Here is a 14554-nt window from a genome sequence, read left to right on the forward strand (position 1 = left end):
ACGGTCGGCATAATGAAGAAAGGTGCAATCACCAGCAGGCGTAAAATTCCGCGCCCGAAGATCGGTTGATCAAGCATCAGACCAAGCAGAATGCCGCCAACCACGGTGATGACAAGAACAGAACCCACCAGCAAAAGAGTATTTGCAAGGGATGCGAAAAACGCAGGGTCTGTCAGGAAAAATTCGTAATTAAGTGTACCAATCCACTCTTCCATTCCCGGCGACAGCAGATTGTAGCGCAGGAAGGAGAAGTAAATCGTCATGCCCAGCGGGACGGCCATCCACAAGAACAGGACGATGATCGACGGTGCGGACATAATGCGCCCGGTAAGGGTCGAGGCCCGTGTCGACATGATGTGCTCCCCGTTTTGATGTTGCTGATCCTCTTCCAGATGGAAAGAGGGTGGCGGTTATTCAGAGCAGGTTACCGAAATTCTGGTTCTCTTTGCCGGATGAAATTTTCTGTCCTGCAAGGAAAAGACCGAAGTGCGTAGCGGTGCTACTTACGAGGTCTTTGACGCTGCGGGGCAGAAAATTTTTCCGGCCGTAGGGTTTAATTTAGGCGGCGTTTCGCTTCGTTACATCGCTTGATCGATGCGCCGCATCGTTCTTCGCGCTGTGCCTTGCCAAACGTCACGCCTAAATCAAACAAAGAGTATCAGAATTTCGGCAACCTGCTCTGAGCCGCCACCCTAAGTTCATCAGGTCAAGGAGGCTCAGGCCAGAAATCAATTCAGATGTGCGATGATTTGAAATCTGGCCTGTGATGCATCAGTAGTAGCCAGCCTTGCGCATGGTACGGTCGGTGCTGGACTGAGCGGCTGCAAGAGCCTGTTCAACACTCATCTGACCGGCAAGAGCTGCGGAGAACTGCTGACCAACCGTGGTGCCGATGCCCTGGAATTCAGGGATCGCTGCGAACTGAACACCAACATACGGTTTCGGCTGCATGGTCGAGTTGATCGGGTCTGCACTGTCGATAGCAAGAAGGGTCTCGTCAGCGAACGGTGCTGCTTCAAGGTATTTCGGGTTCTGGTACAGGGACATACGGGTGCCCGGCGGTACGTTAGCCCAGCCTTCTTTCGAAGCAACCAGTTCCAGATAGTCTTTCGAAGTTGCCCAAGCGATGAACTTCTGAGCAGCGTCTACTTTCTGGGAACCCATCGGAATGCCAAGGTTCCAAGCCCAGAGCCAGTTGGCGCCGGTGCAGGTGGTTGCGCAAGGAGCTTCGGTGAAGCCAACCTTGTCAGCAACTTTGGAATCTTTCGGGTTGGTTACGAAGGACGCAGCAACGGTTGCGTCGATCCACATGCCGCATTTGCCAGAGTTGAACAGCGACAGGTTTTCGTTGAAGCCGTTCGAGGTTGCGCCCGGAGGACCGTAGTTACCAAGAACATTGGTGTACATGTCCAGAGCAGCTTTCCACTCTGCGCTATCAAAGGTCGGGTTCCAGTTCTCATCGAACAGGCGCGCGCCATAAGCATTGCCCATGGTGGTGATCAGCGCCATGTTTTCGCCCCAGCCAGCTTTGCCGCGCAGGCAGATGCCGTACACGCCTTCGTCAGGCTTGTGGAGTTTTTTGGCGATTTCAAGCGTCTGGTCCCAGGTCAGACGACCATTGACAGTGATGCCAGCCGCTTCAAATAGGTCTTTGCGGTACATCATCATCGAGCTTTCACCGTAGAACGGTGCAGCAAACAGATCGCCGTCTTTGGAAACAGCAGAACGGATCGCCGGCATCAGGTCATCGGTGTCGTAATCAGCACCAAGTTTGTCGAGCGGTGCGAGCCAGCCTTTTTCAGCCCAGATCGGAACTTCATAGGTGCCGATGGTCATGATGTCGTACTGGCCACCTTTGGTCGCGATGTCAGTGGTGACACGCTGACGCAGGGTGTTTTCCTCGAGCGTGACCCACTCAAGGGAAATGTCAGGATTCTTGGAGGTGAAATCATCCGTCAGCTTCTGCATGCGGATCATGTCACCGTTGTTCACGGTTGCGATGGTCAGTTTAGTCTCGGCATTGGCGTGTGCGATACCGCCTGCCAACAACGCACAAAGCGCTGCTCCCATTACGCGTTTCATGTTTCCTCCCAAAAGGACTATGTACCCGGTTGAGCAACTTGATTGCTCGTCTTGATCATTTGTTCAGGTGATGAGCATTCACTCAATTTTGACCTTCCTTGTCAAATTAAATCGTTTTTGCAGCGCACAAAACTAAACCCTGCCAGCGGGGCTGACAGGGTTGGAATGTGTTTAATTCTCGTGAAATAGCGAGACGTGCTACCGCAGCAAAGCTTCTGCTGTTGCTTCATCCGTAATCAGTGTTGTGATCAGCTCGCCGCGCATCGCACCCCGAATCGCTGCGACTTTTTTTGCACCCTTGGCGACCGCAATCGTATTGGTGGCGGGCTGAACAGCAGGCGCGCTGGTCACACAATGGTTCACCGGATGGTCAAGGATCTGGCCGTCTTCATTGAATGACCAACTGATCACCTCGCCAATACCACCACTGTCGCGAAGTGATGTGAGTTCGTCTTTTGAGATAAAGCCATCAATATGCAGCGGCGCATCATCGCCCAGATGACCAACCCCGATAAATCGCACATCGGCTTCGCGGGCCAGTTTTAGGATATTGTCCATCGGTGGCTGGCTTTGCATATGTGCGCGCATCTCGGGATCTTCGATGATAACCGGGATCGGCAGCGGATAATGCGGTGCGCGGGTGCGGTCGGCCAAATCAGTCACCGCGTCATAGAAACTGGCAGCCCCGTCATGCGCGATATTACCGACAAGCGAGACGATCTTGTGATGTCGACCATCAATTCGTCCGACTTCATCGACCATGGCGCGCATCGCGCGACCGGTGCCAAGTGCAATGATCTGCGGATCAGGGGATTGAAGTGCTCGTTCCAAATAGGTTGCAGCGGCTTGCGCCATGCCAAACATGGCTTCGGGTGCGGATGGGTCGGTCGGAACGACGTCACAATTGACCAAGCCGTATTTTTCGCTAATTGCTTTGCCCAGTTCCATGCAATGCGCAATCGGGTGATCAAGACGGACCTTGACCAGACCTTCGCTGACGGCTGCCGACACAAGGCGCTGTGCGGTTGGACGCGAAACGCCAAGCTTTGTGGCGATTTCGTCTTGGGTATTCCCGGCGCAATAATAAAGCCAGCCAGCGCGGGCTGCTTCATCAAGGCGGGCCGCTTCCTTGCGGGTTCGCTTAACCATCCGATTCCCCCGTTATTTCTTTTTGTGCATCAGTAGCCGGGTCGGCGACGGATATTTTATCCCTGAAAACTTGTTCCTTTTTCCCTAACGCTTTTTGCCAATTCTGACCAGCATCTATAAATCCCCAAACGACAAAACCCGCCCACAAGGGACGGGTTTTGGTTTCAGATCGGTGACCCGGATCACTTCTTGGGCAGGAATTCAGCCACAAGTTTTTCGGCAATCTGCACCGCGTTCAGGGCCGCACCCTTACGCAGGTTATCGCCAACGCACCACAGTGACAAACCGTTGGCAACGGTCGGATCCTTGCGGACGCGCGAGACAAAGACATTGTCTTCACCCTGAACTTCCTGCGGCGTGACATAACCTTCGTCCTGGCGGTAATCGACAACCGAAACGCCCGGGAAGTCCTTCATCGCTTTGCGCGCATCTTCAACGGTGATCGGTTTTTCGAACTCGATATTGACCGCTTCGCCATGGCCAACAAAGACCGGGACGCGTACGCAAGTGGCGTGAACGGCAATTTCCGGATCCAGGATCTTGCGAGTCTCGACCGTCATTTTCCATTCTTCGCGGGTCGCGCCATCATCCATGAAATTGTCGATATGCGGGATGACGTTAAAGGCGATCTGTTTGGTGAATTCTTCCTTCTTGGGAAGGTCATTCACGTAGATGCCTTTGGTCTGGTTAAACAGCTCGTCCATGGCGGCACGACCGGCACCGGACACCGATTGATAGGTCGCAACAACAATACGCTTGATCGTTGCGATGTCATGAAGCGGCTTAAGCGCCATAACCATCTGAATGGTCGAGCAGTTCGGATTGGCGATGATGTTCTTCTTGGCGTAACCGACAAGGGCATCACCGTTTACTTCCGGTACGATTAGCGGAACACCCGGTTCCATGCGCCAATAGCTTGAATTGTCAATGACAACGCAGCCTGCTTCGGCGGCTTTGGGGGCCAGTTTTTTTGCCGTTTCACCACCGGCAGAGAACAGGGCAATATCGACGCGCGAGAAATCAAAGGTTGCCGCGTCAAGAACACTGACCTCGTCATCTTCGCCATAGCCGACAGTGCGCCCGATGGATCGCGATGATGCCAGTGCAAAGATTTCGTCTGCCGGGAATTTGCGTTCGGCAAGGGTGTTGAGCATTTCGCGCCCGACATTTCCGGTCGCGCCGACAACGGCGATTTTATAGCCCATCAAGTGCCTCTTTTCAGTCTATTGCGCATGTTGGTACCATCCGGGGTATGACAGCAAATTCGCTGCAATCAAACGGATGGTCGGCGCAAACATGCCTGTGGATAATTTCTGATAATCTGCCGCGAGATGTAAGGCTTTCGGGCCAATTGCGCAAGCGCATCCTTGGAATGGCTTCCATGATTACTACTTGAGATCGCAAAAATTTCTGGCAGAATTACAGATGGGGTTCATGGACTGGACCTGAATTCAGAATCGTTTCGCATCTTGCTTGGTTGATTTCTGTTTTTCGACACGGGCCGCATCGCGTTTCCGTGCCACCACCTGACGACCTTCCGAACGGCTTGATAAAACGATCCTGAAAATGGGTTCAGTGGAAATATGCAGGGATGCTGCGTATGGGGCGATCACTAGGGCCAGGACCCGTTAGTTTGATTTGACCGGCATACCAGCCGCGCGGCGGGCTTTTTCTTGTATTTCCCGAATATAACGTCTGCCATTCAAACCAAACTAATGGGTCCTGACCCCGTTCCGACTTTTGCAAAAAGGACGGCCGATGACGTACCCGATGAGTTTGGATTGGACACAGAAAAAGGTTCTCGATTTCTTTCGGGACCATGTCACACGCGGAACATTGGTCTTTCGCGCGGATGATAAACACGAAATCGTTTTGGGTGATGGCACAACGCCACGGGCCGCGATGACCATACCCGATTGGGCCAACACACTGAAAATGGCACTCAGCCCCGACCCGGGTTTTGGCGAAGCCTATATGCGTGGCGGGTTCAATCTTGTCAGTGGCGAGATGGAAGACCTGATCCGTGTGCTGCGCCTGAATTTCGAAGGCGGGCATTCCGCCAACGGTTTTGGCAGTTTCATTGAGAAACTTCAGGCGCTTAAATTCCAGATTGCCCAATTTACTACGGTGAAGGCCGCATCAAAACGCGTGCGTCATCACTATGACATTGGCAATGACCTTTATACCCGCTTCCTTGATCCGGATATGCAGTATTCTTGTGCGTTCTGGGATGACGGGGCGCAAACCCTTGAAGAAGCCCAACATCGGAAAATGAGCCTGACGACCCAGCGGCTCAAGATCAATGAGCCTGGCTTGCGGGTTGTTGATATCGGGTGTGGTTGGGGCGGGCTAAGCCGGTTTATCCGCCGTGAAACCGGGGCCGAGGTACATGGCATTACGCTTTCGACCGAGCAATATGCTTGGGCGCAGGAAAAGCGGGCTGAGCTTGGCGATAATTCCAAATCGGGTTTGGATTATCACCTGCTTGATTACCGGATTTTTGCCGATGCCAATGCCGGGAAATATGACCGGGTGGTTTCGGTTGGCATGTTCGAACATGTCGGCCGACATCAGTTCAAAACCTATTTCGAAAAGGTCGGTGAACTGCTTAAAGCCGGTGGTCGTGCGGTGATCCATACGATCATTAAACCGCGTGCTGAATACACCTCTCCCTGGATCGACAAATACATCTTTCCCGGTGGCTATATACCTGCTGTGCATGAAGTGATTGAGGCAGCAGAACAAGCAAACCTGATCGTCGAAGCATCGCACTTCCACGCCGGTCGCAACTATGCCCGAACGTTGGAGGCCTGGCGCGACCGATTCCGTTCGATTTCTGATCAGCTTGATCTGGCAAAGTATGATGATGAGTTCAAACGCATGTGGGAGTTTTACCTGGCGGGCTGCATCAATGCCTTTGACGATGCCGAAGGAGGCGGTGGTATGCGGGTCGGCCAGTTTGTCTTTACCAAGCCGGGTTTTGACTATGCCTGAACATACGGGACGGGAAGGAATGGCTTCTCGTCCTGTTCATTTTGTAGCGGAGCTTTCCCATATTGAGGAAAGCATCCATTGAAAATGCTGTAGCCGGTTTTGCAGCAATGAACACATCAAAGAAGTAAAGCGCGTGCCTGCAAGTTAAAACCACATCGCGTGATCGACCGGCGCGACAGATGTGAAAAATCGATCCACCGGTCATTCTGTCGGGAGGAAACGACATGCTAAATGCAATGAACTGGGACGACACGGACGAACGCGACCATATGCGCGGCACCAAAAGTCCGGCTCCGCATATTGGCCAACCCGAAGATTATCTGCGTGCCTTTGCCAAGATTGAGCTTTCAAGCTGCGAACGCGATATGCTGCGTGCCCACGCCAATGCGCCGGGACGTGTGATTACCGGACTGACACTTGCCAATACGGTCGGCCATTTTGGCTGCCGCATGGGCAACAAGAAATATGGTCGGCTTGCCGCCAAGGTCGCGAGTGCCGCTGACCTTCCGATGTGCAAAAGCGATGTCAGTGACTATTTGGCCGCAATCTTTACCCTTGCTGATGGCAATCAGATGGACAGCGAAGACTGGCGTTGGGAGATGCACGAAAACGTCGCGATCGCACTTGAAAAGGCCGACATGGTCTAGGGTTTCTGCCGGTTTCGTCATCATCGATAAATAATTCAGAAAATGGGGTGAGTTGCTGTAACGCGGCTCACCCCTGTTTCGTCCTTGTTGGCAGAAGGGAGTTTTCCCGCCACCAAACAAGGAGAACCATCATGAGCCGTTTTGATTTCCCCCAGACCAGCCCGAAGCTTTTCCAAGCAATGTATGCGCTTGCCAGTTCGATTGAAGAAAGCGGCAAGATTGAAAACGTTCTGCGCGATCTGGTCGAGGCCCGCGTATCGCAGATCAACCAGTGTGCCTTTTGCGTACGCATGCATTCAAAAAGTCATGCCGAACATGGCGGAGATGCTGCCAAGTTGACCATGCTTGCGGTTTGGCGTGCGGCAGATGGCTACAGCCCGGCCGAACGTGCCGCCCTTGATTGGGCGGAATGCCTGACCGAGTGTGTGTCGCAGGAACGCATTTCAGAGTCCCATCGTGCATTGGTCGAGCATTTTGAAAAAGATCAGATTTCTGAGCTGACCTGCATCATTTCGACCATGAATGCATGGAACCGTTTGGGAATTGCGCAGCATGAGTTTGCGTAATTCCCCGGGCGGGGGTGACCTCGCCCCTTTGCATCTCCGCCCCCTTTCGGGCAGGATGTCGACCGCCCGAAAATCATATCCGGCGACACGGGAAAATCCCGTGTCGCTTCATGCGTTTGATGGACCTGATATGGCCGACCAGATTTTTGAAACACATCGACCGCGTTTAACTGCGCTGGCCTATCGGATGCTGGGCAGTCATGCCGACGCCGAAGATGCGGTGCAGGATGTCTGGCTGCGCTGGCGTAAACAGGACCATGACACGATCAATGATGCCACCGGCTGGCTTGTCCGGGTTTGCAGCAATATCTGCCTTGATGTTTTGAAGTCCGCCCGTCGGCAGCGCGAAAACTATGTCGGGAACTGGTTGCCCGAACCATGGGTTCCGGTCGAAGAACCCAAGGCGGAGCAAAACCTGATTGAACAGGACGGGTTAGGGCAGGCCTATCTTTTGATGCTGGAACGTTTGGCACCGGTCGAACGCGTCGCCCTCGTTCTGCATGAAGTGTTTGACTGGGTGCATGATGACATCGCCCCGGTGATTGAACGCACACCCAACAACACGCGCCAAATCCTGTTTCGTGCACGGCGCAAAATGCAGCGTGACGATGAACGCGATCCAACGCCGGACCCCAAAGGTCAGGCATGCGAACAGTCAAAGATCGAAGCCTTTATCAAGGCACTCAGCATCGGTGATGTCAGTCAGCTTGTCAGTCAACTGGCCCCGGATGTGATCATGCATTCCGATGGTGGTGGTAAAGCTTCGGCAGCACTTAATCCGGTGTTTGGCGCATTGAATGTCGCGCGCTTCTTTGTTGGTGTCTGGGGCAAACGTGAACCGGGCGCACGGATATTCTATTTGTTTGACGCGCGCGAAAACTGGCTTCTGATGACGGTCGACGGCAAGGTCGTCACCGGGATCAGTGCATCGGAACACGATGGCAAACTGGTCGATGTGTTCGTCCATCGTAATCCGGACAAACTTGAACTGTTTGAGCCTCTTCTTTGCGATGCAGTTGAAGTGACACCAGATACGAAAAAGGCCGGGTGATCAAACCCGGCCTTTTGCAATTAATCGTGGTTGGGATTATTTGACGTTGTCATTGGCCTGAATTGTTAGTCCGACCAGCTTTGCTGCCGTATCGGGTTGCAACCCGCCGGCCGCAATAACACTAAATGGAACGACCTGATCAGGTGACATCGAAATGACAAGGTGTTGAGGATCATTGATCCAGTTTGCCAACTCGCCAATATTGCCAGACAGTTGTGGGAACTGCGCAAAGTTTTGCTGGGTCTGCATCAAGGTAATGGCGCCAATCATCTGAAGTTCTTCAACAGATTGCCCGCTGCTTTGTGCGATGGCACGCAGAAACAGTTTTACCAGTTTTTCGCCTTTGATCTCAAAGCGTGCGCCATCGAAACCGATTTGTGTAAGACCAATCGTCTGGAGTTTTTCGGTTTCATTCATTCGGGTCGCGAGCAATTCGCTCATGACGTCACGGGTAAGATTACCGACTTTGATCGAGATGCTGATACCGCCAACATTATCGATTGTCGTATCTTTGAGGCTGTATTCATAGGTTCCTTCTGCCTCGTCCCAACTGATGCTGCCTTCACCCTGTAGGGTAATCCGATCAAATTCCTCGACCCCGAGGATTTTGGAAAGCAGGGGTTTGAGCGGTGACGTGTCGGAAACCTCGAAGTAGGCCCCATTGTACGCGGTATAGGCTTTCTTGGCGAAGGTCATGTTGGAGCCGCTTAGTCTGACCGGTTCTCCAAGGCTGCCGTTGGCGCGTTCTATCCCGAACATGAATTGATTGTCCGGGTCGCTATTTCCGGTGAATGAAATGTCGGAGAAGACAAATGCCTCATACACCAATGGTGACATCAGGACGCCGGTTTCCCCAATGGGTTGGGTCATGAATTTTGCCATCTGATCTTCTGGATCAACTTTCGGATCAATACCTGCGGTGTTAAAAATGCGATGCAAAAGATTGAGCGACAGTTTTGAAACTTCGAAATTGCCAAGCGCCAATTTGGGATTGACCTTGTCGTCCTTGATCTTGATCTCAATCCCGGACATCGCGAGTTTCGCAAGGTCTCCTGCCTTCAGGCCATCAACGGTCAAACTATCGAGTTTTCCAGCGTCGTCGTCACTTTCAATAAGGACGTCCCGGATTGACAAATGCTCAACAGCGAAGTTATCGATCAGATGTTGCCACTCGCGATCATCAATACGAGTGTCATCGTTGAACGCATCCCTTTGCAGGGATTGCTCCAGTCCTTTGATATCAATCTCACCAAGGCTTGTGACAGCGGTTTCGCTCTCGATAAATTGCAAGCCGGTGAAGTTCGCGGCATCGACGCCCGCTTTGCTAAGCTGATTGATGGCAAAGGTTGCGGCCTTGATTTGTTTCATGTTGTCGAGATCAATTGCGACGCCTGTCCCGGACACGGCATCACAGGTCTCAATCGGTGTTTGTGGCTTAACAATGTTCGCGGGCATTAGCGATGTCGCGACACAATTGTCGGCCGCCATCGTTTCGAGTGAAAGAGTCCTGTCCTGACTTGGGTCTGTGTAGCGCACATTCTGGATCGCAACTTTGCCGACTTTGGTCGGATCAAGGTCTTCAAAAGCAACGCTATCAGCTGTTGCAGCGCTTTCAGGGCTGATATCGAGTTCAAGACCGGTTATTTCGCCGTGATCAACAGCATAGGCCAAGCCATCCGGGGCTGACGAAATGCGCAAGTTTCCAAGTGACGTTGCCGATGATGAAATCAGTTGGCCGCCAATTTGTACATTGCCGCTATCGACGGTCACGATTTCGGCAAGGATATTATCGAACGGATTGGCATCGAGCATCGTCAACCAGTTCACGTTTTCCAGACGGATGATCTTGGCGGTGTAATCGACGCCATTACTGTCGCGAAGGGATATGTCGGTTGCCAACATGGTGCGACCAAAAAGGGACAATTCGAAATTGTCAAACGTGCCGCCAAGGCCCGAGCCCGGCGTCGTCAGATGGTCGCGAAAGCGCCCCTCGAAGAATGATGGAGCGGCAAAATGTGCGCCGATGGCCGCCACAGCAACCACTGCGATACCGCCCAGAATAACCTTGTTTTTGCTCATTTGACCCCACCGGATGGCGCTTAGTTGCGCTTTGATTGGTTTATATTACCAACTTAGCTTCCGGGGTTGGTCGGAGGGTGTCAACCCGCTCAAAAGAACAGGCCCGGCTGTAAACAGCCGGGCCTGTTGTTAATGTATGGTCGTTTGAGCAGAAAATTTAGACAAGCTTGTCGAGTTCGTTGATCAACGACTTACCCATGACGGTAGTCGAAACTTTGGCCATGCCCGGCTGCATGATGTCTGCTGTACGCAGGCCACCTTTAAGCACGTTCTGAACCGCATCTTCGATCAGGGTCGCGTCGTCGCCCATGTCGAACGAGTAACGCAGCATCATCGCAAATGACAGGATGGTTGCCAGCGGGTTGGCGATGTCCTGACCAGCGATGTCCGGTGCGGAACCGTGTACCGGCTCATACAATGCTTTGCGTTTGCCTGCGGCATCTGCTGCACCAAGGGATGCGGACGGCAGCATACCAAGCGATCCGGTCAGCATAGCCGCACAATCCGAAAGGATGTCGCCAAACATGTTGGTGGTGACCATCACGTCAAACTGCTTCGGGTTACGAACCAGCTGCATGGCAGCGTTGTCGACATACATGTGGCCAACTTCGACTTCCGGGAAGTCCTTGGCAACGCGTTCAACAACTTCGCGCCACAGAACGGTGGATTCCAGAACGTTGGCTTTATCGACAGAGCACAGACGCTTGTCGCGCTTCATGGCCATGTCAAAAGCAACGCGTGCGATGCGATCAACTTCCGGCTCGGAATAAACCAGGGTGTTAAAGCCGGTACGAACACCGTCGCGCTCTTCGATGCCACGCGGCTGACCGAAATAGATGCCGCCGGTCAGTTCGCGCAGGATCATGATATCGAGACCCTTAACAACGTCTTCTTTGAGCGTCGATGCACCAACAAGCGCGTCAAACACGAGTGCCGGACGCAGGTTGGCGAACAGACCCATTTCCTTACGGATTTTGAGAAGACCGCGTTCCGGCTTGATGTCGAACGGCATGTCATCCCATTTCGGACCACCAACTGCACCAAGCAGAACAGCATCAGCTGCCATTGCATCGGCAAGGGTCTCGTCGGTCAGCGGGTTGTTATGCGCATCGATGGACGCACCACCGATCAGACCTTCGGTGATTTCGAAGTTCACATTGCGCTTTTTCGCCATCCAGTCCATGACGCGCTGAACCTGACGCATGACTTCCGGGCCAATTCCGTCGCCCGGCAGCATCAGTACTTTTTTGGTGGTGGTCATAAAAGAATCCTTCCCAGATATTTTCGGGGCCGCTCACCCCGTAGCGATGGAAAAAGGGCGGTAAACGTGATGTTCACCGCCCCTTTTGAATTAGAGCGACAGCCAGGGCTGCGACGCAGCGCGCTTGGCTTCGAATGTGTTGATCGCATCAGCTTTCTGCAGGGTCAGGCCGATATCGTCGAGACCGTTCAGCAGGCAATGCTTGCGGAATTCTTCGACTTCAAACTTGATGCAGCCGCCATCCGGACCGGTGATTTCCTGTTTTTCAAGGTCAACCGTTACAGTGGCATTGGCACCACGTTCTGCATCAGCCATCAGCTTGTCGACGTCTTCCTGCGGCAGACGGATCGGAAGGATGCCGTTCTTGAAGCAGTTGTTATAGAAGATGTCAGCAAAGCTCGGCGCGATGACGCAGCGAATGCCGAAATCAAGCAGCGACCACGGTGCGTGTTCACGCGAAGAACCACAGCCAAAGTTATCGCCAGATACCAGGATCTGGGCATTACGATAGGCCGGCTTGTTCAGAACGAAATCTTCGATTTCGTTGCCGTTATCGTCGTAACGCATTTCATCAAACAGGTTCTTGCCAAGGCCCGAACGTTTGATGGTTTTGAGGAACTGTTTGGGAATGATCATGTCGGTATCGACATTGATCATCGGCAGCGGTGCGGCAACACCGGTGAGCTTAATGAACTTATCCATAATCTTATCCCTTGCTTCCAGTGTCCCAGGCCAGGCCCAAGGCTTCGATCAATTCTTCGGTCGCGTCGAGTTCCTGCGCGATAAAGTCGGGCAGGTTGATCCCGGTAAGCTGGGGCAGGAGTTGCTCAAGCACCGGGGCGCGTCCCAAACGAGGAGCACTTTCGCGGAAATTGATGAATGCCTGGTCGGCCATGGGAACTGTCCTTAACCGAGTTTACGAATGTCAGTCAGATGACCGGTGATTGCAGCAGCTGCTGCCATGGCCGGGCTGACCAGGTGGGTACGACCACCACGGCCCTGACGGCCTTCGAAGTTACGGTTCGAGGTCGAAGCGCAACGCTCGCCCGGGGCCAAACGGTCCGGGTTCATCGCCAGACACATCGAGCAGCCCGGCTCACGCCAGTCAAAACCTGCTTCGATGAAGATTTCATGCAGACCTTCGGCTTCTGCCTGTTCTTTAACAAGACCAGAACCCGGGACGATCATCGCATTAACGGTTTCGGAAACCTTGCGGCCCTTGGCAACAGCGGCAACCGCACGAAGATCTTCGATACGACCGTTGGTGCACGAACCGATAAACACGCGATCGATTTTGATCTCTTCGATCGGCGTGCCTGCGGTCAGACCCATATATTCGAGCGAACGGGCAATTGCCTTCTGCTTGCCGGCATCTTTGGCGTCAGTAGGGAACGGAACGGTGCCGGTAACCGGAACGACGTCTTCCGGGCTGGTGCCCCAGGTGACCTGCGGGACGATGTCAGCGGCATTGATTTCGACGATCTTGTCGTAGTGCGCGCCTTCATCAGACGGAAGGGTCTTCCAGTATTCAACAGCCTGTTCGTATGCTGCACCCTTCGGTGCCATCGGGCGGCCCTTGATATATTCAAAGGTTTTCTCGTCCGGTGCGATCAGACCTGCGCGTGCGCCGCCTTCGATCGACATGTTGCAAACCGTCATGCGGCCTTCCACAGAAAGCGAACGGATCGCCGAACCCGCATATTCGATCACATAGCCGGTACCGCCAGCGGTACCGATGCGGCCGATAATTGCAAGGGTGATGTCCTTGGCGGTAACGCCCGGATGCAGATCACCTTCAACTTTGACCAGCATGTTTTTGGCCGGCTTCTGAACCAGGGTCTGGGTTGCCAGAACGTGTTCAACTTCGGACGTGCCGATACCAAATGCCAGTGCGCCAAATGCGCCGTGGGTCGAGGTGTGGCTGTCACCACAAACCATCGTCACACCCGGAAGGGTGAAACCTTCTTCCGGACCAACGATGTGAACGATGCCCTGACGCAGGTCGTTCATCGGGAAATAGTGAATGCCGGTATCGCGCGCGTTCTGGTCAAGGGTCTCGACCTGAATGCGGCTGTCTTCTTCCTTGATGCCCTCCGAACGATCAGACGTCGGAACGTTGTGATCAGGAACCGCCAGGGTCAGCTCAGGGTGGCGCACTTTGCGGCCGGAATTGCGAAGACCTTCGAATGCCTGCGGGCTGGTAACTTCGTGGACGAGATGACGGTCAATATACAGAAGGCAGGTGCCATCATCCTGCGTATCGACCACATGACTTTCCCAAATCTTGTCAAAAAGGGTTTTAGGTTGACCCATCTCGACCTCCTCATAAAACATCGATCTTTTGAGCAGCGACAACCGCCCGGCTTGTGTGGCTTTGGATGGCAAAGAGAAAACAGCGCAGAATTCGGACCAAACGGGATCGGTCGGGACTTGGCGTTTTCTCCGGCGCAACCGGCTTAACCCGATTTGCGAAATTTTATTATCCAGAACCACGCGGGATTGATTGTTTTTGCCGCGGGAGTGCCTTTATACACCGCGGCCCCTAAATCGCAAGGCACGGAGCGCGTGTTTTTCGCACCAGTACATCTCTAAATAGAGTTCGGCAAATCCAAGCATCCCATAGTAGCTAAATCAGCAGATTTCAATATAGGTAAGGGATATCTGATATAATAAAAGCTGATCGAATTATCGTATGGTTTCTGCGGGACTTGATAATGGCACTCAA

At 53.2% G+C, this 14554-nt stretch carries 13 protein-coding genes; 4 read left to right on the plus strand and 9 right to left on the minus strand.

All coding sequences use genetic code 11. The features are described 5' to 3' along the window. From ACMZ66_RS19340 to ACMZ66_RS19355, 4 genes are all read right to left on the minus strand, one after another. On the minus strand, positions 1-353 hold a 353-nt coding region (locus ACMZ66_RS19340; protein WP_416939748.1), incomplete at its 3' end, for a carbohydrate ABC transporter permease. A 418-nt stretch (positions 354-771) separates the two neighbouring features. After that, positions 772-2082 carry an ABC transporter substrate-binding protein gene (locus ACMZ66_RS19345; RefSeq protein ID WP_416939750.1) on the minus strand — a complete coding sequence of 437 codons (1311 nt, stop codon included), beginning with the start codon at positions 2080-2082 and terminating at the stop codon, positions 772-774. A 198-nt stretch (positions 2083-2280) separates the two neighbouring features. Continuing rightward, positions 2281-3231 carry a sugar-binding transcriptional regulator gene (locus ACMZ66_RS19350; RefSeq protein ID WP_416939752.1) on the minus strand — a complete coding sequence of 317 codons (951 nt, stop codon included), beginning with the start codon at positions 3229-3231 and terminating at the stop codon, positions 2281-2283. A gap of 182 nt (positions 3232-3413) precedes the next feature. Next, the gene (locus tag ACMZ66_RS19355) at positions 3414-4436 is read right to left on the minus strand and encodes an aspartate-semialdehyde dehydrogenase (RefSeq protein WP_416939754.1); all 1023 of its coding nucleotides are present in this window, start codon (positions 4434-4436) and stop codon (positions 3414-3416) included. 565 nt (positions 4437-5001) lie between these two features. On the opposite strand from ACMZ66_RS19355, the gene ACMZ66_RS19360 reads away from it, so the two are divergent. The 4 genes from ACMZ66_RS19360 to sigJ all read left to right on the plus strand — a co-directional run bounded on the left by ACMZ66_RS19360 (position 5002) and on the right by sigJ (position 8489). Beyond that, positions 5002-6225, plus strand: a complete 1224-nt coding sequence (locus tag ACMZ66_RS19360; protein ID WP_416939756.1) for a class I SAM-dependent methyltransferase — start codon at positions 5002-5004, stop codon at positions 6223-6225. Between the two features lie 224 nt (positions 6226-6449). Next, positions 6450-6872 carry a hypothetical protein gene (locus ACMZ66_RS19365; RefSeq protein WP_416939758.1) on the plus strand — a complete coding sequence of 141 codons (423 nt, stop codon included), beginning with the start codon at positions 6450-6452 and terminating at the stop codon, positions 6870-6872. A 131-nt stretch (positions 6873-7003) separates the two neighbouring features. After that, positions 7004-7438 carry a carboxymuconolactone decarboxylase family protein gene (locus tag ACMZ66_RS19370; protein WP_416939760.1) on the plus strand — a complete coding sequence of 145 codons (435 nt, stop codon included), beginning with the start codon at positions 7004-7006 and terminating at the stop codon, positions 7436-7438. Positions 7439-7538: 100 nt separating this feature from the next. After that, entirely contained in the window at positions 7539-8489 is a 951-nt protein-coding gene (gene sigJ, locus ACMZ66_RS19375; protein WP_416939762.1) for an RNA polymerase sigma factor SigJ, read from the plus strand. A 36-nt stretch (positions 8490-8525) separates the two neighbouring features. Here the strand turns inward: sigJ and ACMZ66_RS19380 are convergent, their stop codons facing one another. The 5 genes from ACMZ66_RS19380 to leuC form a co-directional block, all read right to left on the minus strand. Further along, positions 8526-10568, minus strand: a complete 2043-nt coding sequence (locus ACMZ66_RS19380) for a hypothetical protein (protein ID WP_416939763.1) — start codon at positions 10566-10568, stop codon at positions 8526-8528. Positions 10569-10725: 157 nt separating this feature from the next. After that, entirely contained in the window at positions 10726-11829 is a 1104-nt protein-coding gene (gene leuB, locus ACMZ66_RS19385; protein WP_416939765.1) for a 3-isopropylmalate dehydrogenase, read from the minus strand. A 90-nt stretch (positions 11830-11919) separates the two neighbouring features. After that, positions 11920-12531 carry a 3-isopropylmalate dehydratase small subunit gene (gene leuD / locus ACMZ66_RS19390; protein WP_416939767.1) on the minus strand — a complete coding sequence of 204 codons (612 nt, stop codon included), beginning with the start codon at positions 12529-12531 and terminating at the stop codon, positions 11920-11922. 4 nt (positions 12532-12535) lie between these two features. Continuing rightward, positions 12536-12724 carry a hypothetical protein gene (locus tag ACMZ66_RS19395; RefSeq protein ID WP_416939769.1) on the minus strand — a complete coding sequence of 63 codons (189 nt, stop codon included), beginning with the start codon at positions 12722-12724 and terminating at the stop codon, positions 12536-12538. 11 nt (positions 12725-12735) lie between these two features. Beyond that, a complete protein-coding gene (gene leuC / locus ACMZ66_RS19400) occupies positions 12736-14142 on the minus strand; it encodes a 3-isopropylmalate dehydratase large subunit (RefSeq protein ID WP_416939770.1) in 1407 nt (468 codons plus the stop codon). Between the last annotated feature and the right edge of the window lie 412 nt (positions 14143-14554).

Source organism: Thalassospira sp., from assembly GCF_048059015.1.
In the GTDB taxonomy this organism is placed as follows: Bacteria; Pseudomonadota; Alphaproteobacteria; order Rhodospirillales; family Thalassospiraceae; genus Thalassospira.

Bases quoted from the DNA above. Each gene is read 5' to 3' on its own strand.
- ACMZ66_RS19350 (WP_416939752.1), bottom strand. From the start codon at position 3,231: ATGGTTAAGCGAACCCGCAAGGAAGCGGCCCGCCTTGATGAAGCAGCC.
- ACMZ66_RS19395 (WP_416939769.1), bottom strand. From the start codon at position 12,724: ATGGCCGACCAGGCATTCATCAATTTCCGCGAAAGTGCTCCTCGTTTG.
- ACMZ66_RS19355 (WP_416939754.1), bottom strand. From the start codon at position 4,436: ATGGGCTATAAAATCGCCGTTGTCGGCGCGACCGGAAATGTCGGGCGC.
- ACMZ66_RS19370 (WP_416939760.1), top strand. From the start codon at position 7,004: ATGAGCCGTTTTGATTTCCCCCAGACCAGCCCGAAGCTTTTCCAAGCA.
- leuD (WP_416939767.1), bottom strand. From the start codon at position 12,531: ATGGATAAGTTCATTAAGCTCACCGGTGTTGCCGCACCGCTGCCGATG.
- ACMZ66_RS19345 (WP_416939750.1), bottom strand. From the start codon at position 2,082: ATGAAACGCGTAATGGGAGCAGCGCTTTGTGCGTTGTTGGCAGGCGGT.
- ACMZ66_RS19380 (WP_416939763.1), bottom strand. From the start codon at position 10,568: ATGAGCAAAAACAAGGTTATTCTGGGCGGTATCGCAGTGGTTGCTGTG.
- ACMZ66_RS19365 (WP_416939758.1), top strand. From the start codon at position 6,450: ATGCTAAATGCAATGAACTGGGACGACACGGACGAACGCGACCATATG.
- leuC (WP_416939770.1), bottom strand. From the start codon at position 14,142: ATGGGTCAACCTAAAACCCTTTTTGACAAGATTTGGGAAAGTCATGTG.
- ACMZ66_RS19360 (WP_416939756.1), top strand. From the start codon at position 5,002: ATGAGTTTGGATTGGACACAGAAAAAGGTTCTCGATTTCTTTCGGGAC.
- leuB (WP_416939765.1), bottom strand. From the start codon at position 11,829: ATGACCACCACCAAAAAAGTACTGATGCTGCCGGGCGACGGAATTGGC.